Source organism: Pseudomonas sp. PMCC200344 (assembly GCF_030053095.1).
In the GTDB taxonomy this organism is placed as follows: domain Bacteria; phylum Pseudomonadota; class Gammaproteobacteria; order Pseudomonadales; family Pseudomonadaceae; genus Aquipseudomonas; species Aquipseudomonas svalbardensis.
On the sequence record NZ_CP125618.1, the window covers coordinates 2,890,408 to 2,915,562 of the forward strand.

Consider the following 25,155-nt stretch of genomic DNA (forward strand, 5'->3'; position numbering starts at 1 on the left):
TGCATGTGGCTTTGTACCGAATGGAAAATTGACTGGGACGCTGTAGCTGCTGTGGCAACGGCTTCAGCTGCAATCATCGCACTCATTATCTGGAGCTATGACAAATTTCAGAGGAAACGTGAACGGTCCGCAAGCGCCAAACTTCTAGCTCAGATCATGACTACACCCGTTGGAGCTACCCAAGTCGAACTCGCTGAATTCAAACGCACGCTATCGTCTTCTAATGGCGACCGATCGTACCTGGTGGACCTGCTGCATAATGAGGAAGCGCGAAAAGACTTGGCTTCGAAGGCCTTACAAATCACGATCGATTTGCCATCTCAGTTCTTAGATAAGGCAGACATTTTCAGCGAGGTCGTCAATAACAGGCTTGCCAACGCTTTCTCCCAAGTGAACCGTCTGAAAACCGCATCCCGGTTACTGGGGCAGCTTTCTGACTCAGCTGACGAGGAAGAAGTTGATAAACACGTAATGGCCGTGCTCACACAAATTTCTGAAGCGGAGAAAGCTACTGAAGAGGCTTTCCAAGCTCTATTAAAAGCTGGCAAATCCTCTTAAGACAAGAGGCCCCTACTCCACTAAAATAACCAAATAATATAACTAGACTAAATGACTGTTTAGTTTAGTTATATTTGCTTGAGTTTCGCGGGCGCGAAACTGGGCCAATGAACCGTCAGTTTTAAGGGGAATTATCATGGAATCAGAACCCCGCTCCACCAATGTGTACGCGGATCTAGGCTTTGAAAACCCAGTATCAATGCTACGCAAGGCGCAAATTATGTCGCAACTACACGCCTTGATGGGTAAATCGGAAAACGACCTAGCCCAAGCTGCCAAGGTAATTCAGCTGAACAATGACCAGCTGAAACACTTGCTGGTCGGAAAGTTTGAAGATATCGAAGAGGACGTTTTGATCCAGTACCTGGCCAAGATCATCGCTTCTCGACCAAGACAGGCGTGAGAAAAAGCACAAGCTCCGTGCTATTTGAGACGGTCGAGCTGCTGGTAAATAACCACTTGAAGCCGGGAATTTTACCCCAAAGACGGAACACTCTTAGTCACTGTGGTATCAACGCCGATGGCGACCAAAGGATCTCGATCTACCCGTTGGATAAAGTTCATATCTAGCCCTACCGCTTTCGACTGAGAGACTATCTCGTCGCCCATTGAATCTATGCTCACCGCCCCAGCAAAGTAAGCGTCCGCCGAAGTCACCTTGCATGACTCAGGCAGATACCCACTGATGCGGCAGCAGTTGGTCGATCTCACTCGCCCGCTGCGTCGGCAGCCGCGTCAGCACATCTTTGAGATAGGCATACGGATCGTGCCCATTCATACGTGCCGACTGGATCAAACTCATAATCGCCGCTGCCCGTTTGCCGCTGCGAAGCGATCCAGCAAACAACCAGTTCGAGCGTCCAAGTGCCCACGGCCTGATCTGGTTTTCGACTGGATTGTTGTCTATGGGCACCGCCCCATCGACCAGGTAGCGCGTCAGCGCTACCCAGCGTTTAAGGCTGTAATCCAAGGCTTTGGCCGTTGCTGATCCATTGGGCACAAGATCGCGCTGGGCCAACATCCAGTCGTGCAGTGCTTTGGCCAGCGGCGCCGCTTTTTCTTGCCGTATTCGACAGCGATCTCCATCACTCATGTCTCGCACTTGCCGCTCAACTTCGTACAAACCGCCAATCGAGTGCAGCGCCTGTTCTGCCAACTGACTTTTATTCGCGACATGCAGATCGAAAAACTTGCGGCGGGCGTGAGCCATGCAGCCGATTTCGATCATGCCTTTCTCAAACCCAGCTTTGTAACCAGCAAAGTCGTCGCACACCAGCTTGCCATTCCACGCGCCGAGGAAGTTACGCGCATGCTCACCGGCGCGGCTCGGGCTGAAGTCATAAACCACTGCCTTAAGCGCCGAAAACGGCGTGGTGCAGTAAGCCCAGACATAAGCGCGGTGAGTTTTCTTCTCTCCGGGCGCAAGCATCTGCACCGGCGTCTCATCGGCGTGGACAACTTGCTGCGCCAGGACGGCTTCTCGCAAGGCATCAACTAATGGCTGAAGCTGTACACCTGTTTGTCCAACCCATTGAGCTAGTGTGGAGCGCGGGATCGCTAAACCAGCGCGTCCGAAGATTTTCTCCTGCCGATACAGCGGCAAGTGGTCAGCGAACTTCGCCACCAACACATGCGCGATCAGGCCCGCAGTTGGGATGCCCTTGTCGATCACTTGGGCCGGTACCGGTGCCTGGATCAGTGTTTCGCACTGACGGCAGGCCCACTTCCCACGCACATGCTGTTCAACAGTGAACACGCCCGGCGTGTAATCGAGCTTCTCGCTGATGTCCTCGCCGATGCGCTGGAGTTGGCAGCCGCAAGTGCACTGAGTGCTTTCTGGTTCGTGATGAATGACGGTGCGTGGAAACTGCGGCGGCAGTGGCGCGCGCTTTGGTTTTTGGCGCGCCTCTTCTGGAGCAGGAGCCGGAAGCAGTGCCGTCAGCTCGGCGTCGATAGCCTCAAGGTCGGTGTTGAGCAGATCGTCGAGCAAGCTGCCTTGTTCAGGACTGATCTGCTCGCTGCGTTTGGCAAACCGGTGCCGCTTGAGGATCGCGATCTCGTGGGTCAGCTGTTCGATGATGGTTTGATCGCGGTGGATCTTTCTGCCCATGGTGTCGACCTTCGACATCAACTGCGCAGCGAGGGCGCGCAGTTGGTCGGGGGTCATTTGGTCGAGGTTGGGCAAGGAAGTCATGCCGTGGATTTTACCAAAGCAGACCGCCTACGGCAGTAGGCCAAGAAGCAAAATTAAAACTTTTAAAGCAGTGTAATTACGCCGCCAACGCCAACACGTTGCCAAGGTAGACCGAGCACCAACGCCCGAAGTTGCTCGGCATCCAGCTCCATCTCGCAACCTTGGCGAATGCCTGGCCAGTGGAATTTGCCTTGGTTCAACCGCCGTGCCGCCAGCCAAACACCAATTCCGTCATGAACCAGGACTTTCATTCGGTTAGCCCTGCGATTGGCAAACAGATAAGCACAGTGCGGCTTCGCCGCACCGAATACTGCGATCACTCTGGCCAGCGCAGTCTCGGTACCCGCGCGCATATCCATGGGCTCGGTGGCGAGCCAGATGGCGTCTATGCGGATCACTTGGCAAGCTCTCGAATAAATCGAGCGCACCCATCAGGATCGGAAACTGGCCACTTCACTGCGATGGCTTGTTCGCCAACGGGTATCTCGATGATCGCCGATGCCTCCGACGGCCGCTTAGGCGGAGCCTTCAACGGGACAAACGCAGGCAACGCGGCAACTGAGGTATGCCGGTAAAGCGGCAGCCATTTACGAATGACGTTGGCGTTGATGCCGTGAGCGATGGCAACGCTTGAAACGGTGGCCCCGGGCTGAAGGCATTCCTGAACGACCTGGGCTTTGAACGGTTTGGGATAAGAGCTTCGTTGGCGCATGGAAATCCTGGCGATTAAGGGTGATCGCGTCCGCTTAAAAATACGCGGACACCATCGCCCTTAATGCTGGAGTTTTGAAGGTGACATGGCCGGACGCTTACCCAGCAAAAGCGCTGCTAACACCCAAGCGACTTAGCGCGCTCGTGCAACGTTCCAAGGAGCACCACCTGGATAGCCCTTCCACTGCCCAGGAGTGCCTTGGACAAGGTCGGTCAGGGCTTCGCCAAATACTACTGCGCGAGGCAATACCATCGTCATTTCCTCATTTTTTTTGTCGTAGGGATAACTGCTGGCTGATCAGCTTTGACCGGTAATCAATTACTCAAAACACTTGGTGAAAAGCAGGGATCGATGAACTGAAGGCGTGTTGGCCGACGCGTTCAAACATTAAAACCAGGTTTCCATTTGTATACCGTATTGCCATACACCTCCGGCGTTGAAGTCCGTCTTGCCGAAGGAGTCTGAGGTACTGTATCTGTCCAGATCCGAAGACCAATTCATGAAGCTTGCGAACACACGCAGTTCAGGACGAGTGAGCAGGTCTCCAACGTCAGGTTTGAATGTCGGGGCGACCGTGAATTTCCAGAAGTTACCGTCGACCGCATTACGTTGTAGATAGCCCTTCGGGTCGAGGTTCATGGATTGCCAGCTCATCTCGTAAGCCATCTCGAAATTGCTGTTGATTTCATTAGCCAACCGCACGTTCAGGGTCATCCAGCGGTAATCGTCACCCTTGACGTATCTATCCTTGCTCTGTTCGGCCAGCAAACTGGGGCCGATGCGCCAGCCGGGTGCAATGGGTGTCTCGCCGTAAAGCGCCAGACGCAGCGCGCGGGCATCGTCGATCAATTCGCCATCCGAGCCGATATTCTTGACCTCTGCCCCCAGACCTTGCCCGTAGAGCAGCGCGGTTTTGAAGAAGCCTTCCCTGCCGAAAAAGTCTTTCTGGTGATTGGCCAGCATGCTGTGCAAGCCGGAATCCGCAGGCGTCAAACCGGCTTCATTGGTGCGGGTACCGAAATCGTTTTTCTTTGAGCCAATGGTATTGAACATCCACTGCCACTGGCCATTATCGAAGAACTGGTTGGAGGTCAGAATGTAGCTTTCCACATCGGCGTTGATGCCGCCGTCACTGAAATCCCCGTAGTTTCGCCCGATCAAGGAGTAATTCGAGCGCCAATTCTTGTTCATCTGCACATCGTAGATACCACCCCCGGTGCCAGCCAGATAGACGACGTCCGAATCCAGCCAGTGGATATCGAAATTATCTCTATCGAATCGCTTGCCTGCCCACAGGGTGGCGTTCTCGAACACTGAATTGCCCTTGAACGCAGCGAGATGGTCAAGCGCTGTGAATACCTGGCGCACGTTCAGTTTGCTTTCGTCGGCCGTCCAGTCATTGGAACTTTCCACACCGTCGGCGATGGAGACCGTGAATTTGGAACGGGTGCCGTTTTGCGCATAGGTTTCTTTCGATAGGTCTATACGCATGTAGGTGTCGTCTTCGTTACCGAGTCGCCCGACTGCACCACCGACTGAACCGGCAGGAGTTGTATAAGGGCCGCCACGACCACCACCCAGCCCATCGTTGATCAGCAATCCGGAGCGGGCGTAGCCGTTGAAGCTGAACCCGTCAGTGAGGTGTCCGTTACTGCCCTCTTTCTCCATGCTTTGCTGACGGGCTTCCAGTTTAGCCAGCCGAGAGTCCAAACCAGGCGTCGCAGTGGACGCAGCAGTCTGCGAAGCGGGAGTGGCGAGTTTGATCTGCTGCAATTCCCTGGCGAGTGCCTGGGTTTGTTGTTCAGCTGCGGCTGCGCGCTTTTCCGCTGCGCTGGTACGGGCTTCAAACGCGGCCATGCGTTCTTCCAGAGTCGCGGCCTGAGAGGTCGCCGCCGCCGACGTGCCGAGCACGCCTGCGAGTAGCCAACTTGATGCTTTCTGCATGTGGATTTCCTGTTTTGTTTTTATTTTTTTGTTCCCGCGACCGGCCATTTTTCGTGAGTTGCGAATTGTCGAATCGACGAAAAAAAGGATGCCTCATCGCAAATACGCTGCTACATTTGACGATGTTAACGTTAACTTTTCTAAAAACAAAAATAAAGGGGCTTTATGAAACAGCTCAAATCTCTCCTTCCAGCAGCACTGCTCACCCTCTGTGCCGGACTTCCATCCCTCTCGAGCGCAGCCGATTTGACGATCTCGTGCGGGGCGGTGGGTGCGGAGTTACAACTCTGCAAGGAAGCTGTCGAGGCGTGGTCGAAACAGACCGGAAACAACGTCGAAGTGGTTTCTACGCCTAACTCGGCGACCGAGAGGTTGTCGTTTTACCAACAGATCCTCAGTGCGCAGTCCACTGACATCGACATCATTCAAATCGATATGGTGTGGCCGGGGATGCTGGCCAAACATCTGATGGATTTGCGCGAGGTGCTGCCCGCCAACGCGACCCAAGGCTATTTCCAGGCACAGGTGGATAACGCCACGGTGAACGGACGGCTGGTGACGATGCCGTGGTTCACCGACTCGGGCCTGCTGTATTACCGCAAGGACTTGCTCGATAAGTACAACAAGCAGGTTCCCCAGACCTGGGAGGAAATGACTGCTACCGCCAGGGATGTTCAACAGGCCGAACGCACTGCTGGGAACCCCAATGCATGGGGTTACATCTTTCAGGGACGCGCTTACGAGGGGCTGACGTGTAATGCGCTGGAGTGGATCAGCAGCCAACCGGAAGGCGGACTGGTCAATCCACGAGGAGATATCGTGGTCAACAGTCAGGCCTCAAGAACTGCTTTGGCTCTGGCGAAAAGCTGGGTAGGAGACATCTCCCCGCGTGGCGTACTCAACTACACCGAGGAAGAAGGACGTGGCGTATTCCAGTCGGGAAATGCGTTGTTCATGCGTAACTGGCCTTATGTCTGGGCCTTGGTACAAAGCCAGGACAGTGCCGTAAAAGATAAGGTCGGCGTCGCTCCCCTGCCCCGAGGCGGCATGACCGGCACCCATGCCTCCACCCTCGGCGGCTGGGGCCTGGCGGTATCGCGTTACAGCGCCCATCCAAAACTTGCCGCAGAACTGGTGACCTACCTGACCAGTGCCCAGCAGCAAAAACATCGAGCTCTGGTAGGCGGTTATAACCCGGTTATCGAGTCGCTTTATCAAGATCCCGAGCTGCTCGCGGCCATGCCTTATTACAGTCAGCTCCTCAGCATTCTCAACGAAGGGGTCATGCGCCCCGCCTCAATAACTGCCGATCGCTATCCACGGGTCTCCAATGCGTTCTTCGATCGCGTGCATGGCGTGCTGGCGGGCGAGTTGCCTGTCGATCAGGCGCTGGCCGAACTGGAAAGCGAACTCACGCGCATCAAACGCCGGAACTGGTAAGCCACAAGGAAGGAAATCACCATGTCTGTCTCTGCTACCCATCCCCCCTGTGACGAGCTCCTGCTCACCAGGGAAACGCCAGTACAGCGTCGTCGAGTACGCGCCGCCTGGCTGTTTCTAACACCGATGTTGCTGTGTCTGGCCCTGGTGGCCGCCTGGCCGCTACTGCGTACATTCTGGTTCAGCCTCACTGACGCCACCCTGGCGGACACCCGTGGTGGATCCTTCGTAGGCTTGAGCAATTATCTGTTCCACAACGGCTCCAGCTGGTCGGGCATTCTGGTTGACCCACAGTGGTGGAACGCTGTGCGCAACACGTTGCATTTCACCGTGGTATCGGTAGGACTGGAAGTCGTCCTGGGGCTGTTGGTGGCGTTGCTGTTGAACATCAAGTTCACCGGCCGTTCGTTGGTGCGTGCGTTGATTCTGATTCCCTGGGCGATTCCTACCATTGTCTCGGCGAAGATCTGGTCATGGATGCTCAACGACCAGTTCGGCATCATCAATCACATGATGCTGAGCCTCGGCCTGATTGATGCGCCCCTGGCCTGGACGGCAGATGCGGATTTGTCGATGTGGGCGGTCATCATCGTCGACGTCTGGAAGACCGTACCTTTTGTCACGCTACTGATGCTGGCTGCCTTGCAGATGTTGCCGAGCGATTGTTACGAAGCCGCCAGGGTCGATGGCATTCATCCGCTGAAAGTGTTTTGGCGCGTCACCCTTCCACTGTTGATGCCTGCATTGTTGGTGGCGGCGATCTTCCGCATCCTCGATTCCCTGCGGGTATTCGACGTCATCTATGTGCTGACCTCGAATTCTTCGAGCACCATGAGCATGTCCGTCTATGCCCGCCAACACCTGGTGGAGTTCCAGGATGTTGGCTATGGCAGCGCGGCCTCGACTCTGCTGTTTCTGGTCGTTGCGGTAATCGCCATGCTTTATCTCTACCTCGGACGCCGTCAAATGGAGGTTCGATCATGAGCCCGCGCCTACTGAAAAAAGCGCTGTTGCGCCTCGGGTTCTGGTGTCTGATCGGGGTTTTGTTGCTGTATGCGGTCTTCCCTTTCTACTACGCCATCGTGACTTCGTTAAAGCCGTCCAGTGCCTTGTTCGAGGTGAGCTACTGGATCGAAAGCCCCGACTTCTCCAATTACGCAGCTGTACTCCACCAAGCCTCATTCCTGCGGGCTATCGGTAATTCGCTGGTGGTTGCGCTTTGCGTGGTGACGCTGGCGTTGTTCCTCAGCGTGACCGCCGCCTACGCCTTGGGACGGGTGAAATTCCGTGGGCGTGGCACGGTGTTGATGATGGTTCTCGGCGTGTCGATGTTTCCCCAGGTCGCTGTGCTGTCGGGGCTGTTCGAAGTGATCCGTGCCCTGGGTCTGTACAACACGTCTTTGGCGTTGATCCTGAGCTACACGATTTTCACCCTGCCTTTCACCGTCTGGGTGCTGACCACGTTCATGGGGCAACTGCCGCATGAACTGGAAGAAGCGGCAATCATGGATGGCGCGTCGCCTTGGGTCACGCTGACCCGCGTGCTGTTGCCGCTGCTCTGGCCCGCACTGGTCACCACTGGCTTGTTGGCCTTCATCGCCGCGTGGAACGAGTTCCTGTTTGCCCTGACCTTCACCCTCACCGACACGCAACGCACGGTGCCGGTCGCCATCGCCTTGATTTCCGGCGGGAGTCCTCATGAGCTGCCTTGGGGGCTGTTGATGGCCGCATCGGTGGTGGTCACCGTCCCACTGGTGATTCTGGTGCTGATCTTCCAGCGCCGAATCGTTTCCGGTCTCACTGCCGGCGCGTTAAAGGGTTGATGCCCGACAACTACAAGGAACAGCATCGTGATCAAGTTGAAGCTAGACAACGTGAACAAACAATTGGGCGGCATGCGGATTCTGCGCGACGTCAGCCTGGAGATCGCTGCGGGTGAATTCGTGGTGTTCGTTGGCCCTTCGGGCTGCGGAAAGTCGACCCTGCTGCGGCTGATCGCCGGACTGGATTCGATCTGCGGCGGCGACATGCTTATCGATGGGCGACGGGTCAACGATCTGGAACCGCGCGAGCGTGGCGTCGGCATGGTGTTTCAGTCTTATGCGCTGTACCCGCACATGAGCGTCTACGACAACATCAGTTTTGGTCTCAAACTGGCCAAGACTGAAAAGAGCAGCTTGCGCGATCGCGTGCTGAAAACAGCGCAAATCCTTCAATTGGATAAATTGCTGCAACGCAAGCCAAAGGAACTGTCTGGAGGACAGCGTCAGCGTGTAGCAATGGGCAGAGCCATGGCACGGGAGCCGGACATTTTGTTGTTCGATGAGCCGCTCTCCAATCTGGATGCATCGTTGCGGGTGCAGATGCGCAACGAAATCGCCCGGCTGCATGATCGACTGGGCTCGACCATGATCTACGTCACCCACGATCAAGTGGAAGCGATGACCCTGGCCGACAAAATTGTTGTGCTCAATGGCGGTCGCGTCGAGCAGATCGGCTCACCGCGCCAACTTTATGAGCGCCCAGCGAGCCGCTTTGTCGCCGGTTTTCTTGGTTCGCCCAGAATGAACTTTCTGGCGGCGCGCCTGCATGCCCCGGGCGAAACCAGCCTGGTCGATACCCCCGTTTTGGGTATGACCTCCCTGCCCTTCTACAGCTCGAACCTGGCGGCGGGCACGTTGCTGAGCCTGGGGATTCGCCCGGAACACATTTTGCTCAAAAAGGCTGATGGAGCCGTCGGCATCGTTGTGACCGGGGTCGAGTACCTGGGCAGCGAAACGTATGTGCACCTCGAAACAGGACAGGACGAGCCAATGATCTGTCGTTGTGAGGTCAACGCCGGATGGCAGGCGGGCGATCGGGTCGAACTGCAGCTGGACATCGACAACATGCACCTTTTCGACGACGACGGCACGGCCCTGGAGCGCCACCCACAAGCCATTGAAAATCTGCCGAATGACGTCTCTCTGCGCTCTGTCCGAGTACGCGCCCTATGACCTTGTCTTTGAATACTATGAGCGATCCCAAGTCTTCTTCCCTTGACCTTGCGCAGCGTGGACTGAGTGACGGCCTGACTCGCGTCATCCAAGATTATCGACCCGGTTATCATATTGCTCCCCCGGCAGGCTGGATGAACGACCCTAACGGGGTGGTGTACTTTCGTGGCGAATATCACGTGTTCTATCAACATTACCCCTTCGAAGCGAAATGGGGCCCGATGTATTGGGGCCACGCCAAGAGTGTCGATCTGGTTCATTGGCAGCACCTGCCCATTGCGTTGGCACCCGGCGATGACTTCGACCGTGACGGATGTTTCTCCGGTAGCGCAGTGGTGTGTGGAGATACCCTGGCACTGATCTACACCGGACACACCTGGCTGGGGGACGTGGGTGACGAACGCTCGATCCGTCAAGTCCAGTGCCTGGCCACCAGCATCGACGGCATCCGGTTCGTCAAGCATGGCGCAGTCATCGAGACCGCGCCGCAAGACACCATCATGCACTTTCGTGACCCCAAGGTATGGAAGGAGGATGACTATTGGTACCTCATTGCCGGCGCACGTCTGGGCGATATACCGCTGCTCCCGCTGTACCGTTCCACGGATCTGCACGTCTGGGAGTTCATTGACTACGTGTCCGGCGGCAGCGAGGGTGATGGCTATATGTGGGAGTGTCCGGATCTGTTCCGACTGAACGGACGCGATGTGCTGCTGTACTCCCCCCAAGGCATGTCACCCCAAGGTTACGAACGGCTCAACAAGTACCAGACGGGTTACCGAGTGGGCCGACTCGACAGCGACTGGCACTTCACTGGCGGGCCTTTTATCGAGCTGGATAACGGCCACGATTTCTATGCCGCGCAAACGCTATTGGCTGCCGATGGTCGGCGCCTCGTGTGGGCGTGGCTCGACATGTGGGAAAGCCCGATGCCGAGCCAGGCCCATCACTGGTGCGGCATGCTCGGGTTGCCGCGCGAACTTGAACTGCATGCAGATCGCCTTTGTGTGTATCCGGCACGGGAGCTCACCGCACTGCGCAAGGCGCCATTGCCAGGCACGCCCTGGTGGGATGAATCGGGAATCCGGTGGGTGCCGGAAGTGAATGGCGACATGCTCGAAATCCATGTGCATCTGGATTTGCTCGGTTGCAGCGACGGCCATCTGGGAATCGCCTTGCGCTGCAGCGACGATGGCCAGGAAGAAACCCTGCTCTACTACGATGCGTCGCTGCAGCGCCTGGTGCTTGACCGCAGTCGCTCGGGTGCGGAAGTCTCAGGTCAGCGCAGCGTGTCGATAGACTCGAGACAAGAGCGACTGGAACTGCGCGTGTTTCTCGATCGCTCGTCCATCGAGGTGTTCGACGAAAACGGGCGCTTCAGCCTTAGCAGTCGCCTCTATCCCCGGCCCGACAGTCTGGGCGTGAAGCTCCTTGCCAGCGGGAGTGGCGGGCGTGTCTCCATTCCCAAGGCATGGCCTCTCGCCTCGGGATGGCTATGAGCAGCGTCATTCGAGTCGCGAGAAGCCCGGGCCCTGTGTCATGATTCTGCGTCAACCTGACCGGCCTTGCCTCGCATGACTTCAGTGAAAGACGTTGCACATCTGGCCGGCGTGTCCCTGATGACGGTTTCTCGAGCGCTCAACAATCCGGAAAAACTGAGCCCCGAAACCCTTCAACGGGTGCGTCGCGCCATTGATGAACTGCAATTCGTACCGAGCCTGTCGGCGCGCAAGATGCGCGGCGACAACCTCCAGTCGCGCACCATCGGTGTGTTCGCGCTGGATACCGCGACCACACCGTTCGCGGTTGAGTTGCTGCTGTCCATCGAACAGACCGCGCAGCAAGCAGGCTGGAATGTATTTATCCTCAACCTGTTGAGCAGCCCGCCCACCGACCAGAACATCGACTTGATGTTGTCGCACCGTCCCGACGGGTTGATCTTCAGCGCCATGGGATTTCGCCATGTGTGCATTCCCGAGCGCTTGAAGAGCAAACCCCTGGTACTCGCCAATTGCCTGGCGGATGACAGTCGCCTGGTGAGTTATGTACCCGACGACGAAACGGGGCAGTATCGAGCCGTACATCACGCATTGAGCCAAGGCTATCGACGCCCTCTGTGTATCAATCTGCCGAAACAGAGTCTGGCCTGGGGTCTGCGACAAAAAGGCCTGCAGCGTGCCTGTCAGGCATTCGGGCTGGCGCCTGACGCGCTCCGGCAATACGACCTTTCCGATCATGACGCCTATGGTGAAACTGCAGCCATACTCAACCGGCACATCATTGATGGTCGTCCCCAATTCGACATTCTGATCTGTGGCAACGACCGTATTGCCTTTTGCGCCTATCAGCTGTTGTTGGGCCGTGGCCTGAAAATTCCCGACGATGTCGCCGTGCTCGGCTACGACAACATGATCGGTATTGCTGAGCTGTTCATCCCGCCGCTGACCACAGTGCAACTGCCGTACTACGAGATCGGTCGCAAGGCTGCCCGGCACTTGATCGAAGGCCTCGAGGTATCGGAAGCCCAGCCAGTTGATTGTCCATTGGTGGTCAGGGCATCACTATAAGAATTAGTTAGGTGATAGCACACTCCCGCTTGCTTTCGATTTGCCATTAGCCTGTCACGCACCAGAAGTGTTCCGCCGCCCTCAGGACGCAGGCAGCGCTTCGATGGCTAGGTGAGCTTTTCTGCCAGGACGAAAACCATCGCTGTAGTCCGATGGTGGAAAATCGGCGTGAGCTGTTACAGCAAATTCGCTTGAATCAGGCGATCACAACTCTGGAAAACCCCGAGTACTCACTACCCTCGCCCACTATTGTTATTCACGCCGCACTTGTGTTTGCGACACGGGCGGTGCGAATAAACAAGGCGCGCACTTTCTCCCAGAAATTCCCCCCCAATACGAAAAAGCTGCCGATCAGCATGAGGTCACCCAGCGCTTGAACTTGCCAAAGGTTGGGTCTGAGCCCCGGCCAAATGCTGTCGACGTAGGGTTCAAGAAAGGAGGATATCAGCGGCACAAAGAACATAACGATGCCAATTCTGTGACGCCATGGGCCCACTTCGACTTCCGTGCTGGGTGCAAGTGAGGACACATAACCGAACAGGCTGCGCTTTAACTGTTGGAATCCGGATTTGCCCATGATGGCAATGGCGAGAATCAGCAGGATTTTGTTGCTGATGAACAGCACACCAGTCAGTGCAGCGATCTTTGAACCCGCCACATCGGCTGCCGCAGCAAGTGGCACCAACAGCCAGGAGCCCAGCATCAAGCAGATAATGACTATGCCCAACTTAAAGCGCCAGCCAGCTGAATGGGCTTCAACGACACCCTGGGTGTTATTCATAATCGTCGTACCTTTCTAACGGATCACAGTAGATTTGATGGCGCTTAAAAAGCGTAGCAGCCGTGTGCCCATTTGGACGGCTATGCTCCAGTGATCTTTGTTGGTCGGGAAATGCGTAATGCATCCAGGTACAACCCTGCTGAATTGGCCTGGCTGGTTCGTGCTGCTTGGCGTATTCGGCCTCAGTGGTTGCGTACGGCTTGGGCCGGATTTCCAGCCGCCCAGCGAAGAATGGGTCAAACACTGGAGCACCCCTGCCCTCGAGCAATCCAGCCAACGCAGCCTTAACCCGGACATTCGTCAGTGGTGGCAAGTCTTTGCCGATCCGGTCCTCAATCATTTGATTGCCGAGTCGGATGCACGCAACTCCAGCCTTAAAATCGCCGGCCTGCGCGTCATGGAAGCCCGCGCCCAACTCGGCATTGCTCAAAGTGGTCTTTACCCGCAACTGCAGCAAGCCAGTGTCGACAGTCTTTACTTTAACCGCAGGCAATCCGGCGGAACCAACCCGCAAGACAGCCATTTCTGGCAACACAGCGCGGGGTTCGACGTGGGGTGGGAACTGGACTTCTGGGGCCGCTTCAGTCGCGCCATCGAGTCATCCGATGCCAGCTACTTCGCCGCCCAAGCCAACTATGAAGACGTGCTCGTACTGCTGCGGGCACAAGTGGCCGATACCTATTTCTCGCTGCGCACCACCGAAGCCCGTTTACGCGTCGCCCGGGAAAACGCCAAACAGCAAAAGCGCAACTTCGAGATCACCGAGAAGCTGTTCAACAGTGGCCAAACTGCCGAGCTCGACCTGCAACAAGCCAGAACCCAGTACCTGGGCACGTTGAGCACCATCCCCAACTTCGAAGATCAGCTTCAGCGCACCCGAAATGCGTTGGCCGTGCTGATCGGCCAGCCGCCCGGTGCACTGCCCCAGCTGGTCGAGAATGAAGGACTGATCCCGCTGGTCGACCGTGCCGTTTTGCAAGATGTGCCGGCCAACTTGCTGCTGCGTCGGCCCGACGTGCGCGCCGCCGAGCTTAATGTCGCCGCCCAGTCAGCGCTGATCGGCGTGGCCGAGAGCGATTTCTATCCGTCGTTGACCTTGCTGGGCAGCATTGTCTGGTCCACCGACACCCTCAGTGGCACGCCCCGAAATCTGGATTTGATCGGCGGCCCCAGTCTGCGCTGGAATCTGTTCGATCACGGCCAGATCAGCAACAACGTGCGCGTGCAGGATGCGCGGTTGCAGCAGCTGATCGAGGCCTACCGCGACAAGGTTCGCCAGGCGGCACGCGAGGCAGACGATGCGGCCTATGGCCTGATCAAATCCCTGGAGCGCGAAGGCATCCTGCGCGAGGCCCAAGTGGCAGCCAAACGCTCGCTAGTGCTGGCCAGCGCGCAGTATCGCGAAGGTTATTCGGACTTCCAGCGGGTGCTGGATGCGCAGCGAGCCTTGCTCGAACAACAGGACAATTATCTGGTCGCCCGCAGCAATGCCGTGAGTAATGTCATTGCCTTGTACAAAGCCGTGGGCGGTGGCTGGTACAGCGCCCAACCGAAAGTTGATCCAACCACCCGCCAACAGATGGAAAAACGTACCGACTGGGGCGATCTGCTGGAAGAACCCACCACTGCACAGCCTGCCATTCCAATGTCTTACAAGGTTAAAGACCAATGAGTGAAACCGCCCCTTCCTCGTCCGAGCCCCTAGTCGCCCAGGCACCAGCGCCGGCTGCCGACCCGGCGAAAAAAGGCATCAAGTGGGTGCTGTTACTGATCCTCCTCAGCCTGACCTGGTACCTGCTGGCGGATCGTTTCACACCCTATACACAGCAGGCCCGGGTGGGTGCCTTTGTGATTCCGGTCGCCTCGGAAGTGGCAGGCCGCGTGAACCGGGTAAACGTGCGCAACAACCAGGACGTCAAGGCTGGCGAAATTCTTTTCGAGGTGGACCCGCAGCCCTACCAGATTGCCGTCGACCGTGCACGTGCCGACCTTGAATCGACCCGCCGACAGATCGGTGCGAGCACCGCCGGCATTGCCTCGGCGCAAGCCAACTTGCGGGCCGCCCAGGCCAATGAGCTCAAGGCGCGCCAGGACAATCAGCGCCTCGAAGGTTTGTATCGCGAAGACCCGGGCACCATTTCCGTGCGCCTGCTCGAAGTGTCTCGCGCCAACCGCGAACAGGCTGTGAGTCAGGTCGCCGCTGCCCGCGCCGAGGTTCAGCGTGCGCGTGAGCAGGAAGGTGGCAGCGAGGAAGACAACGCCTTGCTGCGCAGTGCCGCCACGGCGTTGTCCAAAGCCGAACTGGATCTGTCCAACACGCAGATTCGCGCTCGCTCGGCCGGACTGATTACGGATCTGCGTACTGACGCTGGGCAATTCGCTGCTGCGGGTAGCCCGGTCATGACCCTGATCGCCATTCATGATGTGTGGATCAGCGCGGACATGACCGAGAACAACCTAGGTCTGGTGAAGCTCGACACGCCGGTTTCGATTGTTCTGGATGCTCTGCCGGGCGAGGTCTTCGAGGGGCGCGTGCGCAGCGTCGGTTACGGCGTCAGCGTGGGGCAGACACCCGCGCCTGGCACCTTGCCCAGCGTGCAGAACAGCCGCGACTGGTTGCGTCCGGCCCAGCGTTTCCCAGTCATTATCGAGTTTTCGCCAGACTCATTGAACACGTTGCGTGACAGTCGGGGGATCCGTGCCGGTGGGCAGGCCGAAGTCATGGCCTTCCCCACCGAGGGCAATCCGCTGAACCCACTCGGCCGCCTGTTTGTGGGGTTCATGAGCTGGCTGAGCTATGCCTATTAAAGGTATGTCTACTCGGCGCACGCCGCGGGATCAACGCGCACTGCGCCTGGCCACCGGCACGGCGTTGAGCCTCACCGCCAGTTTCGGCCTGGGCTTGCCGATTCCTTTTATGGCGCCGGTGCTTTGCCTGCTGTTGCTGGCCTCCGTCAATCGCCCGCTGCCGTTCAAGGCCGGGCTGGTGCTCGCACTGGCCGCCCTGTTGACCACCGGCATCGGCCTGCTATTGATCCCGGTCCTGCGTTATTACCCCATCAGCGGCGTGCTATTGATCAGCGTCGGTTTGTTCCTGGCCTTCCGCTTTGGCCTGCGCGGCGGCAACACCTTGATCATGACCTTCCTGGTGATTGGCCTGACCATGATTTCCTCGGCCGGTATCGCCGAATTCGATCTGGCGGCGATGGTCATCGGCGCACTGGTCAAGGGTTTGCTGCTCGCCGTTGTCGTCGTGGCGTTCAGTCATGGGTTATTCCCGGACCCACCCAATGCCCCTTCCCCGCCGGCTGCCCCACCCTTGCCGGCAGAAGAAGTCAGTCGGATTGCGCTGCGCGCCACCCTGATCGTGCTGCCGGCATTCCTGCTGGCGCTGATCGACCCGGCCGGTTATCTGCCCATCATCCTGAAGGCCGTCGGCCTGGGTCAGCAAAGCTCCACGACAAACGCCCGCATCGCCGGTCGCGAGCTGCTCGGCTCAACCTTGCTCGCAGGCCTGTTGGCGATCCTGTTCTGGAGCGCCCTCAGCCTGTTTGTGCATCTGTGGATGTTCTTTCTGTGGATGCTGCTGTTCGGCCTGGTGATGGCGCGCAAGCTGTATGCCCTGAGCCCGACCCGGTTTACCCCGGGGTTCTGGCTCAATACGTTGATCACGCTGATCATCCTGTTGGGTCAGTCGGTACAGGACAGCGCGGCAGGCAAGGACGTTTACACCGCGTTCGCCATCCGCATGGGCTTGTTCATCCTCGTAACGCTGTATGCCTGCCTGATGGTTCATCTGCTCGATCAACGGCGGCAAAATGACGTTCAAGGGTTAACCTGATATCCCTTCCCTTGCAGGCAACTGGTATAGGCCGTTGTACTGGTCGCAGCACTGGTTTCCTCTTGCGCCCGGCGCTCCTGACGTTGACGCGAGCCTCCGACGACAGCGCCTGCGACGGCGGTTTCCTTCGCGCGATTCTGGCGATAGTCCTGCTTCACGTCATCGTCGACGCGATCATAAAACTCGTCATGCTGACGTCCACGCACCTGGGCCCCCGCCGCACCGGCGGCAGCGCCCGCCGCGGCCCCCTTCAGCCTTCCACCGCTAGCAGGCGGTGCAGCCGAGGCGCTCTGACTGGCCGCGATGTTGTGGCAACCGGTCATGTCCGCCTGGGTTTGTTGCGAACTCTGCCCTTTCATCGGCACGACCGTTTCCGCCCACCCCTGGGTCCAGGAAACCGACAGTGCGATGCACAGGCTAATGGATGACAACCTTTTCATGATGACCTCCGACAGGGCCCGACACTCTGCAAGCACACTGGGTCGGTAGACAGACCGCTCAATACGTCACACCTCGTGATCCTGAGCGTGGTTCAGCATAAAAGATTGTAGATCACCCCTTCTCACCCGCCCGCCTTCCCCATTCGTGGTCAGCGTGCGGAACTATTTTTCGCGCCAGCACACGCCATGACCTAACCTGAATGGCTAAAGCCGCTGGAGGCATGCCTATGCGTCCCGCATTGAAATTACTCATATTCGTTGTGTTCGCGCTGGTGGGGGCGAACATCGGCGAGCTGTCGGCGGATGAACTACCCAACACGTCAAGCAACGATGAGGCCAGCGCTACTGCTACTGTGTCAAAAAGCGATCTGGAAACACTGCAATTAAGGCTGGACAACCTTAAACAGCAGGTGTCACTGACCAGTAACTACACCCAGTTGATAGGCTTTCAGGACACCGTTCAGTTGCTCTTCAGTGATGTGGACAAGTTGGCGGCGGTGTTACTTCCCGAGCAGGCGCAATTGCAAGCGCAACTCAGTGTGCTCGGGACGGCATCCGCCACCAGCCTTGCCATGGAAAAGTCCGATCTCGTGAAACAGAGGTCTTATCTCGCTGCACAAAAAGACCAGGTGGATAGCGATCTCAAGATACTGCAGGCCATAAAAGAAGGCGCTACTAACCTCATCACTCAGATTGCCAGCATGCGGCGTACCCAACTGGAAACCGAACTGGCCCAGCGCACCGCCAGCTTCCTCAACCCCCGGTTTTGGTTACCGCTGTTTTCTCCACTGGAGGAGGATAAAAACCGTCTGAGTTTTTTGATCGATCAGTCCAACAGTGTCATTCAGTCCGTCTGGCAACCCGGCCGGCGTGCCGCGACCGTCACGTTGTTATTGCTGGCCCTGGCCTTCTGGACGCCGGGGCGAAGACTGGCTGAACGTGGTTTGACATGGATCTGCATCCATCGAGTACCGGAAGGTCGCCTGCGCAGAAGCTCATTGGCGATAGCGACGGTAGTTGCCACGATGTTGAGCGCAGGTTGTGCAATACAGCTCATCTCCGCGGCGGCTACCCGCCTTCAACCATTGCCGCAGCCACTGCAAGGTTACTTCGACGATGTCGAGAAAATCGCTTACGCCTGCGCCCTGATTATCGGTCTGAGTCGGGCCCTGCTGTCTAAACGCAATCCCTCATGGCGGTTACCTGGCATAGCCGATGAAGTGGCACTTGCAATAAGCCCTTTTCCGGCGCTGCTGGCCGGTTCAATGTTGATACTCATCTCACTGGTACAAGTCACCAATGCGACGGGGATGAGTTCGCAGGTGGTTCTCTTCAGCCGGGGCGTCGTGTCATTAGTCGTCATCATGATCATGGGTGCACTATTGCTACGCGTCAGTAAAACCCGCCGAGCGATGGTCATTGCCGGTGAACACCCTGAGTCAGGTACTACGCTGGCGGGGCTGATTTATACCGGCGTCAGTATCGCCATGTTGATCTCGATTTTTGGCCTGCTGGTCGGTTACATCTCCCTGGCCCGGTTCATCACTTACGAAATTGTCTGGCTCTATATAGTTTTTGCCAGCTTCTATTTGCTGACGCAGTTGTTCAGGGACTTGTGTGATTACCTGTTTTCGCCAAAGCACCCAAGCGGCAAAACGATCAAACAGCTGCTGGGTATCGGCGACGTACGGCTTGAACAAATCGAGGTTGTTGTGTCGGGTATTGGCCGAGCGGCCTTTCTGCTAATTGCCGCGATTACAACGATTGTGGGGGGGATTGGAGCGACCTTTGGCCAACTGACTGACAGGGTTTCAGCGATCCTCGGCGGCGATGGCTTGCGCAAGCTGAACATCATTCCGGGCAATCTGTTGAATGCGATCCTCGCGCTGTTGATCGGTATTTACCTGATTCGATCGCTGCGCAGATGGCTGGATAACGAGTTCCTGCCGAAAACCGATATGGACCCCGGCATGGGGGCGTCGCTGAGCACACTGTTCAGTAATATCGGGTACGCACTGGTCATTCTGCTGGCGTTGTCTTCATTGGGCGTCAAGTGGACGAATCTGGCCTGGATCGTCAGTGCGTTGTCGGTGGGGATCGGCTTCGGCCTGCAGGAGATCGTCAAGAACTTCGTATCCGGGTTAATCCTGCTCACCGAGCGTCCGGTCAAGGTCGGCGACCTGATCAGCATCAGCGGGGTCGAAGGCGATATCCGGCGGATCAATGTCAGGGCCACCGAGATACAGCTCAGTGACCGTTCGATCGTGATCGTGCCCAACTCTCAGCTTATTTCCCAGAACCTGCGCAATGTGACCATGGGCGGCAGCGCCCAAGGGGTGGCCACACTCGAGCTGGTGTTCCCTCTGGATATCGACCCCGAACAAGTCAAAACCCTGCTGTACACCGCCTATCATGAGCATGAAACCATCCTCGATAAACCCGCCCCCGTTGTCCGCTTCAGCAATCTGAGCCCTGAAGGCATCACATTGACCATCACTGGCTATGTCAGCAGCCCAAGGATTGTCAGTACGACCAAGAGCGATCTGCTCTTTGAGATCCTGAAGCGATTGAGTGCGGCCGGCATCGAATTGGCCAAGCCGGTCCCTCCCGCGTAATGCCCATCTGACGTGTCCCAGGCTTACCCGCGACCTGTTGCGCCACACGATTTGCGGGCGAGCGTCTGACTGGGAAGTTCGTTGAACAGCGCGCGATAACTGCTGGAAAATCGCCCCAAATGCCAGAACGACCAATGCATCGCCACTTCGGCAACGGTGGTGTCCATCGCTGTGCGGCTGAGCAATTCGCGGCGTGCGCTGTTGAGTCGGCGCAAGCGCAGCCAATGGGTCGGGGTCATCCCGGTATAGGCTTTGAACGCATGCTGCAACTGCCGCAGCGAAACCCCGGCGACCTGCGAAAGCTCCAGCAGATTCAGGGTCTCCTCCGGGGCATCAGCCGCCCACTCACCGATGCGCTTCATCACCGATCGCTCTTCGGCGCGGCGCTGTAAACCTCCGCGATCTAGGCAAACACACGCGTTGTCGAGGATGTACAGGCAGTCTTCCAGCAACTGCTGGGTCAACGCCTCCTTGCTCGGCGGATCGAGCGTCTGCGCCAGTCGGGTCAACGTCCCGCTGAGCCAGCGACTGAACAGCGCGTTCTGTCCCGAATTCAGCGGCGCCATGAACAGGCCTTCGAGCCTGGCCACGTTCAAACCGTGACGCTGCACGAACTCCGGACCGAACACCACGGCGATTTCCTGGTAGTACTCCGGGGTGATCCAGATGTTGCGGCTTTCGCCATTCAACACGTACAGCGCGTTGTCGCTTCGATCGAAACAGAACGCCAGCGCTCCTTCGGGCGCGCTGAAATTCTGTTCGACCCGCGTGTTCATCTGTTCCTCGTAAATCTCCACGCCTTGCAGGTCCAGGTAGCGCACGCGCCCGGCGAAATGCCCCGGTGACATTTGCTGGTAATGCTGCACCCAACCCGGTGTGGCGCGGATTTGCTCGGCGACATCGGCGGTGTTGAACGCTTGGACTTGCAGGGGATTGCACGTTGTCATGGGTGACCTTGCGCACTCGTTTGGTGCGTTTTGGTGCTGCTGAAAGTGGATAGATGGAACGTCAAGGCTCGCCCAAGATAGTCGTCAACGCGCCACAGGGGAAGTGTGTGGTGGATGAAACCAGCCTCCCCGGCGTTAATAAAACCAATAACGAGGTCTTTATGAATGTCCCTTTCGATCAGCTGCTCACGTGGCTGAAAGATCACAAGATTACCGAAGTCGAGTGTGTGGTCAGCGACTTGACCGGCATCGCACGCGGCAAAATTGCACCCACCAACAAGTTCCTGCATGAGCGAGGCATGCGCCTGCCGGAAAGTGTGCTGTTGCAAACGGTAACCGGGGACTTTGTCGATGACGACATCTACTACGACCTGCTCGACCCGGCTGACATCGACATGGTGTGCAAGCCCGTTTCCGACGCGGTGTACGTGATTCCATGGGCCATCGAGCCCACCGCAATCGTGATTCACGACACCTTCGACAAGTTCGGCAACCCGATCGAGCTGTCGCCGCGCAACGTGCTGAAAAAAGTCCTGCAGCTGTACACCGACAAAGGCTGGCGGCCGATTGTCGCGCCGGAAATGGAGTTCTACCTGACCCAGCGCTGCGAAGATCCGGACTTGCCGCTCAAGGCACCGCTGGGACGTTCGGGCCGTGCGGAAAGTGGTCGTCAGTCGTTTTCCATCGACGCTGCCAACGAATTCGATCCGCTGTTTGAAGACGTGTACGACTGGTGTGAACTTCAAGGTCTGGACCTCGATACCTTGATCCACGAAGACGGCCCGGCGCAGATGGAAATCAACTTCCGTCACGGCGACGCGCTGGATCTGGCCGATCAGATCACCGTGTTCAAGCGCACCCTGCGCGAAGCGGCGCTCAAGCACAACGTCACCGCGACCTTCATGGCCAAACCGATTGGCGATGAGCCCGGCAGCGCCATGCATATCCACCAGAGCGTCGTGGACATCGCCACCGGCCAGCCGATCTTTGCCGATGCCGACGGGCAGATGAGCGAGCTGTTCCTGCATCACATCGGCGGCCTGCAAAAGTACATCCCCAAAGTGCTGCCGATGTTCGCGCCGAACGTCAATTCGTTCCGCCGCTTCCTGCCGGACACTTCGGCACCGGTGAACGTCGAATGGGGCGAAGAAAACCGCACCGTGGGCCTGCGTGTGCCGACCTCAACGCCGGACGCGATGCGCGTGGAAAACCGTTTGCCGGGCGCTGACGCCAACCCTTATCTGGCGATTGCAGCAAGCCTGTTGTGCGGGTATTTGGGAATGGTCGAGCGCGTCGAACCGAGTGCTGCGGTGCAAGGTCGTGCGTACGAACGTCGCAACTTGCGCCTGCCGATCACCATCGAAGACGCCCTGACGCAGATGGAAGAATGCGAAACCATCGGGCGTTATCTGGGTAGCAAATTCGTCCGCGGATATGTCGCGGTCAAGCGCGCCGAACACGAGAACTTCAAACGCGTGATCAGCTCCTGGGAGCGAGAGTTCCTGCTGCTCAGCGTTTGAGATCTGCGCTGCCCGTGAGGGCCTCATCGCGAGCAGGCTCGCTCCCACAGGGGAATGCATTCCAAATGTGGGAGCGAGCCGGCTCCGGGCGGCGTTCCGACGAAGGCGGCCGTCAGAACACCAAAAAACGCCTGAAAAATACAACAATTAGAAGAGGTGTCGTATGCGTCTATTGAAATCCGTGGTTCCGGTCGCACTGGCGTTGTTGTTCAGCGCCGTTGCGCAGGCTCAGCCAACGGTCAGCGTCTACAACTGGACCGATTACATCGGCGAGACCACCCTCGTCGACTTCCAGGCGAAAAGCGGGATCAAGGTGATCTACGACGTGTTCGATTCCAACGAAACCCTGGAGGGCAAATTGCTCGCTGGCCGCACCGGGTATGACGTGGTCGTGCCGTCCAACCACTTCCTCGCTCGCCAGGTGAAAGCCGGCGCGTTCCTGAAGCTCGATCGTTCGCAGTTGCCCAACTTCAAGAACCTCGACCCGAAACTGCTGGCGTTGCTGGAGAAAAACGATCCGGGCAACGAACACTCGGTTCCGTACCTGTGGGGCACCAACGGCATCGGCTACAACGTCGACAAGGTCAAGCAAGTGCTGGGCATTGACCGCATCGATTCCTGGGCCGTGTTTTTCGAACCGGAGAACCTGAAGAAACTCAGTCAGTGCGGCGTATCGATGATGGATTCGGCCGATGAAGTGTTCCCGGCCGTTCTCAATTACATGGGCATGGACCCGCGCAGCGAAAACCCTGAAGACTTCAAAAAAGCCGAAGCCAAGCTGTTGACCATCCGCCCTTACATAACCTACTTCCACTCCTCGAAGTACGTTTCAGATTTGGCCAACGGCGACATCTGCGTGGCGTTCGGTTACTCGGGTGACGTGTTCCAGGCCGCGAACCGGGCCAAGGAAGCCAAGAACGGCGTGAACATCGCCTACGCGATTCCCAAGGAAGGCAGTAACTTGTGGTTCGACCTGTTGGCGGTTCCCGCAGACGCCAGCAACCAGAAAGAGGCGCATGCTTTCATCAATTACCTGCTCGAGCCACAAGTGATTGCCAAGGTCAGTGCATCGGTCGGTTACGCCAACCCTAACCCGGCGTCCAAACAAGACATGGACCCTGAGCTGGTCAACAACCCTGAGGTTTACCCACCCCAGGCAGTCCTCGACAAGCTCTACATTTCGACCACCCCGCCCCAGGCAATCATGCGTTTGATGACTCGTTCCTGGAGCAAAGTGAAGTCCAACCAATGAACCAGTACAGCAACGAACATGCTTGTTCCTATTACGCGGCGTCGGCCAATGGAATGGCGCCCTACCCTACACTGGCCGCGAACCTTGAAGCCGATGTCTGTGTGATCGGCGGCGGCTTTACCGGCGTTAACACGGCGATCGAACTGGCTCAGCGCGGACTCTCGGTGATTCTGCTGGAGGGCCGGCGAATTGGCTGGGGTGCCAGCGGACGTAACGGCGGACAGCTGATCCGCGGCATCGGCCATGACGTCAGCGGTTTTGCCCGTCATGTCGGTGAAGAAGGCGTGCGCTACCTTGAGCGTGCGGGCGTCGAGTCGGTAGCGCTCGTGGGCAACCGCATTCGTGAGCACGGGATTGATTGCGACCTGCGCTGGGGGTTCTGTGAACTGGCCAATACTAAAGCGCAGTTCGCGGCGTTCAAGGCTGAGCAGCAAGACCTTGCCGAATCGGGTTACGCCCACGAAACCCGACTCGTCGGGCCGGAGCAGATCCGTCAGCAGGTGGTGAACTCAGGCGTGTATGCCGGTGGTCTCGTCGATATGGGCTCGGGTCACTTGCACCCGCTCAATCTGGTCCTTGGCGAAGCGCTATTGGCGCAATCCCTCGGCGTGAAGATCTTCGAGCAGAGCCCGGTGCTGGAGTTGATCCATGGCAGCACCGTGCAGGTACGCTGTGCCGGCGGCACGGTGCGCGCCGGCAGTCTGGTGCTGGCGTGCAACGCCCACCTGGAAGAACTCGAACCGAAACTGAGCGGCAAAGTCCTTCCGGCGGGCAGCTACATCATCGCCACCGAGCCGTTGACGCCCGACGTTGCAGCGCAATTGATCCCGCATAACCTGGCGCTGTGCGACCAGAAAGTCGGTCTGGATTACTATCGGCTCTCGGCAGATCGACGTTTGCTGTTCGGCGGCGCCTGTCATTATTCCGGGCGCGATCCGGCGGACATCGAAGCTTATATGCGTCCGCACATGCTCAAGGTCTTCCCGCAACTGGCCAACGTGCGCATCGACTATCAATGGGGCGGCAAGATTGGTATTTCGGCCAATCGCTTCCCACAGGTCGGGCGCTTGAGTCAGCATCCGAACGTGTTCTACGCCCAGGGTTACTCCGGTCATGGCCTGAACGTGACCCACTGGTGCGCAAAACTGTTGGGCGAAGCGATCCACGTCGGACACAGCCAGGGCTTTGACGTGTTCAGCGCGGTGCCGCACATGACCTTTCCGGGCGGGCCTATGCTGCGCTCTCCACTGCTGGCCCTCGGCATGTTCTGGTATCGCCTGCGCGAACTGCTCGGCTGACGTCCCAACACCTCGTTCGGCCTTTAGATTTGCTCAATCGCCCGGCGCTT

At 57.7% G+C, this 25,155-nt stretch carries 22 protein-coding genes and 2 pseudogenes; 15 read left to right on the top strand and 9 right to left on the bottom strand.

The genetic code is table 11. From position 1 onward, the window contains the following. Positions 1-3: 3 nt before the first annotated feature. The gene (locus QFW87_RS13100) at positions 4-558 is read left to right on the top strand and encodes a hypothetical protein (RefSeq protein WP_283190711.1); all 555 of its coding nucleotides are present in this window, start codon (positions 4-6) and stop codon (positions 556-558) included. A 136-nt stretch (positions 559-694) separates the two neighbouring features. Beyond that, the gene (locus tag QFW87_RS13105) at positions 695-961 is read left to right on the top strand and encodes an XRE family transcriptional regulator (RefSeq protein WP_283184491.1); all 267 of its coding nucleotides are present in this window, start codon (positions 695-697) and stop codon (positions 959-961) included. Between the two features lie 116 nt (positions 962-1,077). On the opposite strand, the pseudogene QFW87_RS13110 reads toward QFW87_RS13105, so the two are convergent. From QFW87_RS13110 to QFW87_RS13135, 6 genes and pseudogenes are all read right to left on the bottom strand, one after another. Beyond that, positions 1,078-1,215, bottom strand: a pseudogene (locus tag QFW87_RS13110) (carbohydrate kinase); the annotation flags it as partial. A 10-nt stretch (positions 1,216-1,225) separates the two neighbouring features. Beyond that, positions 1,226-2,752 carry an IS66 family transposase gene (locus tag QFW87_RS13115; protein ID WP_010465918.1) on the bottom strand — a complete coding sequence of 509 codons (1,527 nt, stop codon included), beginning with the start codon at positions 2,750-2,752 and terminating at the stop codon, positions 1,226-1,228. Positions 2,753-2,814: 62 nt separating this feature from the next. Beyond that, positions 2,815-3,150 carry an IS66 family insertion sequence element accessory protein TnpB gene (tnpB, locus tag QFW87_RS13120; RefSeq protein WP_010465920.1) on the bottom strand — a complete coding sequence of 112 codons (336 nt, stop codon included), beginning with the start codon at positions 3,148-3,150 and terminating at the stop codon, positions 2,815-2,817. Continuing rightward, the gene (locus tag QFW87_RS13125; RefSeq protein WP_010465922.1) at positions 3,147-3,464 is read right to left on the bottom strand and encodes a transposase; all 318 of its coding nucleotides are present in this window, start codon (positions 3,462-3,464) and stop codon (positions 3,147-3,149) included. The genes tnpB and QFW87_RS13125 overlap by 4 nt, the downstream gene beginning before the upstream one ends. 100 nt (positions 3,465-3,564) lie before the next feature. Beyond that, positions 3,565-3,716, bottom strand: a pseudogene (locus QFW87_RS13130) (PfkB family carbohydrate kinase); the annotation flags it as partial. Positions 3,717-3,851: 135 nt separating this feature from the next. Then, positions 3,852-5,408: a carbohydrate porin gene (locus QFW87_RS13135; RefSeq protein WP_283190712.1), complete on the bottom strand. Its 1,557-nt coding sequence runs from the start codon at positions 5,406-5,408 to the stop codon at positions 3,852-3,854. A gap of 165 nt (positions 5,409-5,573) precedes the next feature. Between QFW87_RS13135 and QFW87_RS13140 the strand changes: the two genes are divergently transcribed. The 6 genes from QFW87_RS13140 (at position 5,574) to QFW87_RS13165 (ending at position 12,411) form a co-directional block, all read left to right on the top strand. Beyond that, positions 5,574-6,848, top strand: a complete 1,275-nt coding sequence (locus QFW87_RS13140) for an ABC transporter substrate-binding protein (RefSeq protein ID WP_283184493.1) — start codon at positions 5,574-5,576, stop codon at positions 6,846-6,848. A gap of 21 nt (positions 6,849-6,869) precedes the next feature. After that, complete coding sequence (locus tag QFW87_RS13145; RefSeq protein WP_283184494.1) at positions 6,870-7,832, top strand: sugar ABC transporter permease; 963 nt, start codon at positions 6,870-6,872, stop codon at positions 7,830-7,832. Next, positions 7,829-8,671, top strand: coding sequence for a carbohydrate ABC transporter permease (locus tag QFW87_RS13150; RefSeq protein WP_283184495.1), 843 nt, complete (start codon positions 7,829-7,831; stop codon positions 8,669-8,671). The genes QFW87_RS13145 and QFW87_RS13150 overlap by 4 nt, the downstream gene beginning before the upstream one ends. Before the next feature lie 27 nt (positions 8,672-8,698). Continuing rightward, positions 8,699-9,844 carry a sn-glycerol-3-phosphate ABC transporter ATP-binding protein UgpC gene (gene ugpC, locus QFW87_RS13155; RefSeq protein WP_283190713.1) on the top strand — a complete coding sequence of 382 codons (1,146 nt, stop codon included), beginning with the start codon at positions 8,699-8,701 and terminating at the stop codon, positions 9,842-9,844. Next, a complete protein-coding gene (locus tag QFW87_RS13160; protein ID WP_283190714.1) occupies positions 9,841-11,343 on the top strand; it encodes a sucrose-6-phosphate hydrolase in 1,503 nt (500 codons plus the stop codon). The genes ugpC and QFW87_RS13160 overlap by 4 nt, the downstream gene beginning before the upstream one ends. A gap of 75 nt (positions 11,344-11,418) precedes the next feature. Then, entirely contained in the window at positions 11,419-12,411 is a 993-nt protein-coding gene (locus QFW87_RS13165) for a LacI family DNA-binding transcriptional regulator (RefSeq protein WP_283180233.1), read from the top strand. Positions 12,412-12,667: 256 nt separating this feature from the next. On the opposite strand, the gene QFW87_RS13170 is transcribed toward QFW87_RS13165, so the two are convergent. Next, positions 12,668-13,192: a transporter suffix domain-containing protein gene (locus QFW87_RS13170; RefSeq protein WP_283180234.1), complete on the bottom strand. Its 525-nt coding sequence runs from the start codon at positions 13,190-13,192 to the stop codon at positions 12,668-12,670. 118 nt (positions 13,193-13,310) lie between these two features. Here QFW87_RS13170 and QFW87_RS13175 point away from each other — a divergent pair, with 118 nt between their 5' ends. Genes QFW87_RS13175 through QFW87_RS13185 form a run of 3 tightly spaced genes read left to right on the top strand, consistent with a single transcriptional unit; the run spans position 13,311 to position 17,033 of the window. Beyond that, complete coding sequence (locus QFW87_RS13175) at positions 13,311-14,864, top strand: TolC family protein (protein WP_283190715.1); 1,554 nt, start codon at positions 13,311-13,313, stop codon at positions 14,862-14,864. Beyond that, the gene (locus tag QFW87_RS13180; RefSeq protein WP_283190716.1) at positions 14,861-16,000 is read left to right on the top strand and encodes an HlyD family secretion protein; all 1,140 of its coding nucleotides are present in this window, start codon (positions 14,861-14,863) and stop codon (positions 15,998-16,000) included. The genes QFW87_RS13175 and QFW87_RS13180 overlap by 4 nt, the downstream gene beginning before the upstream one ends. Next, positions 15,990-17,033, top strand: a complete 1,044-nt coding sequence (locus QFW87_RS13185) for a DUF2955 domain-containing protein (protein WP_283190717.1) — start codon at positions 15,990-15,992, stop codon at positions 17,031-17,033. The genes QFW87_RS13180 and QFW87_RS13185 overlap by 11 nt, the downstream gene beginning before the upstream one ends. On the opposite strand, the gene QFW87_RS13190 is transcribed toward QFW87_RS13185, so the two are convergent. After that, positions 17,018-17,473 carry a YMGG-like glycine zipper-containing protein gene (locus tag QFW87_RS13190; protein WP_283180238.1) on the bottom strand — a complete coding sequence of 152 codons (456 nt, stop codon included), beginning with the start codon at positions 17,471-17,473 and terminating at the stop codon, positions 17,018-17,020. The genes QFW87_RS13185 and QFW87_RS13190 overlap by 16 nt on opposite strands. 227 nt (positions 17,474-17,700) lie before the next feature. Between QFW87_RS13190 and QFW87_RS13195 the strand changes: the two genes are divergently transcribed. After that, on the top strand, positions 17,701-20,088 hold the full coding sequence (locus QFW87_RS13195) for a DUF3772 domain-containing protein (protein ID WP_283190718.1): 2,388 nt from the start codon (positions 17,701-17,703) through the stop codon (positions 20,086-20,088). A 23-nt stretch (positions 20,089-20,111) separates the two neighbouring features. Here the strand turns inward: QFW87_RS13195 and QFW87_RS13200 are convergent, their stop codons facing one another. Continuing rightward, complete coding sequence (locus QFW87_RS13200) at positions 20,112-21,035, bottom strand: helix-turn-helix domain-containing protein (protein WP_283180240.1); 924 nt, start codon at positions 21,033-21,035, stop codon at positions 20,112-20,114. Between the two features lie 161 nt (positions 21,036-21,196). On the opposite strand from QFW87_RS13200, the gene QFW87_RS13205 reads away from it, so the two are divergent. The 3 genes from QFW87_RS13205 (at position 21,197) to QFW87_RS13215 (ending at position 25,105) form a co-directional block, all read left to right on the top strand. After that, on the top strand, positions 21,197-22,555 hold the full coding sequence (locus QFW87_RS13205; RefSeq protein ID WP_283190719.1) for a glutamine synthetase family protein: 1,359 nt from the start codon (positions 21,197-21,199) through the stop codon (positions 22,553-22,555). 163 nt (positions 22,556-22,718) lie between these two features. Next, a complete protein-coding gene (locus QFW87_RS13210) occupies positions 22,719-23,807 on the top strand; it encodes a polyamine ABC transporter substrate-binding protein (RefSeq protein ID WP_283180241.1) in 1,089 nt (362 codons plus the stop codon). After that, a complete protein-coding gene (locus QFW87_RS13215) occupies positions 23,804-25,105 on the top strand; it encodes an FAD-binding oxidoreductase (RefSeq protein WP_283190720.1) in 1,302 nt (433 codons plus the stop codon). The genes QFW87_RS13210 and QFW87_RS13215 overlap by 4 nt, the downstream gene beginning before the upstream one ends. Positions 25,106-25,155 lie beyond the last annotated feature (50 nt).

Coding starts and splice junctions, on each gene's coding strand:
- QFW87_RS13100 (WP_283190711.1), top strand. CDS start 4: ATGTGGCTTTGTACCGAATGGAAAATTGACTGGGACGCTGTAGCTGCT.
- QFW87_RS13105 (WP_283184491.1), top strand. CDS start 695: ATGGAATCAGAACCCCGCTCCACCAATGTGTACGCGGATCTAGGCTTT.
- QFW87_RS13115 (WP_010465918.1), bottom strand. CDS start 2,752: ATGACTTCCTTGCCCAACCTCGACCAAATGACCCCCGACCAACTGCGC.
- QFW87_RS13125 (WP_010465922.1), bottom strand. CDS start 3,464: ATGCGCCAACGAAGCTCTTATCCCAAACCGTTCAAAGCCCAGGTCGTT.
- QFW87_RS13135 (WP_283190712.1), bottom strand. CDS start 5,408: ATGCAGAAAGCATCAAGTTGGCTACTCGCAGGCGTGCTCGGCACGTCG.
- QFW87_RS13140 (WP_283184493.1), top strand. CDS start 5,574: ATGAAACAGCTCAAATCTCTCCTTCCAGCAGCACTGCTCACCCTCTGT.
- QFW87_RS13145 (WP_283184494.1), top strand. CDS start 6,870: ATGTCTGTCTCTGCTACCCATCCCCCCTGTGACGAGCTCCTGCTCACC.
- QFW87_RS13150 (WP_283184495.1), top strand. CDS start 7,829: ATGAGCCCGCGCCTACTGAAAAAAGCGCTGTTGCGCCTCGGGTTCTGG.
- QFW87_RS13160 (WP_283190714.1), top strand. CDS start 9,841: ATGACCTTGTCTTTGAATACTATGAGCGATCCCAAGTCTTCTTCCCTT.
- QFW87_RS13165 (WP_283180233.1), top strand. CDS start 11,419: ATGACTTCAGTGAAAGACGTTGCACATCTGGCCGGCGTGTCCCTGATG.
- QFW87_RS13170 (WP_283180234.1), bottom strand. CDS start 13,192: ATGAATAACACCCAGGGTGTCGTTGAAGCCCATTCAGCTGGCTGGCGC.
- QFW87_RS13175 (WP_283190715.1), top strand. CDS start 13,311: ATGCATCCAGGTACAACCCTGCTGAATTGGCCTGGCTGGTTCGTGCTG.
- QFW87_RS13180 (WP_283190716.1), top strand. CDS start 14,861: ATGAGTGAAACCGCCCCTTCCTCGTCCGAGCCCCTAGTCGCCCAGGCA.
- QFW87_RS13185 (WP_283190717.1), top strand. CDS start 15,990: ATGCCTATTAAAGGTATGTCTACTCGGCGCACGCCGCGGGATCAACGC.
- QFW87_RS13190 (WP_283180238.1), bottom strand. CDS start 17,473: ATGAAAAGGTTGTCATCCATTAGCCTGTGCATCGCACTGTCGGTTTCC.
- QFW87_RS13195 (WP_283190718.1), top strand. CDS start 17,701: ATGCGTCCCGCATTGAAATTACTCATATTCGTTGTGTTCGCGCTGGTG.
- QFW87_RS13200 (WP_283180240.1), bottom strand. CDS start 21,035: ATGACAACGTGCAATCCCCTGCAAGTCCAAGCGTTCAACACCGCCGAT.
- QFW87_RS13205 (WP_283190719.1), top strand. CDS start 21,197: ATGAATGTCCCTTTCGATCAGCTGCTCACGTGGCTGAAAGATCACAAG.
- QFW87_RS13210 (WP_283180241.1), top strand. CDS start 22,719: ATGCGTCTATTGAAATCCGTGGTTCCGGTCGCACTGGCGTTGTTGTTC.
- QFW87_RS13215 (WP_283190720.1), top strand. CDS start 23,804: ATGAACCAGTACAGCAACGAACATGCTTGTTCCTATTACGCGGCGTCG.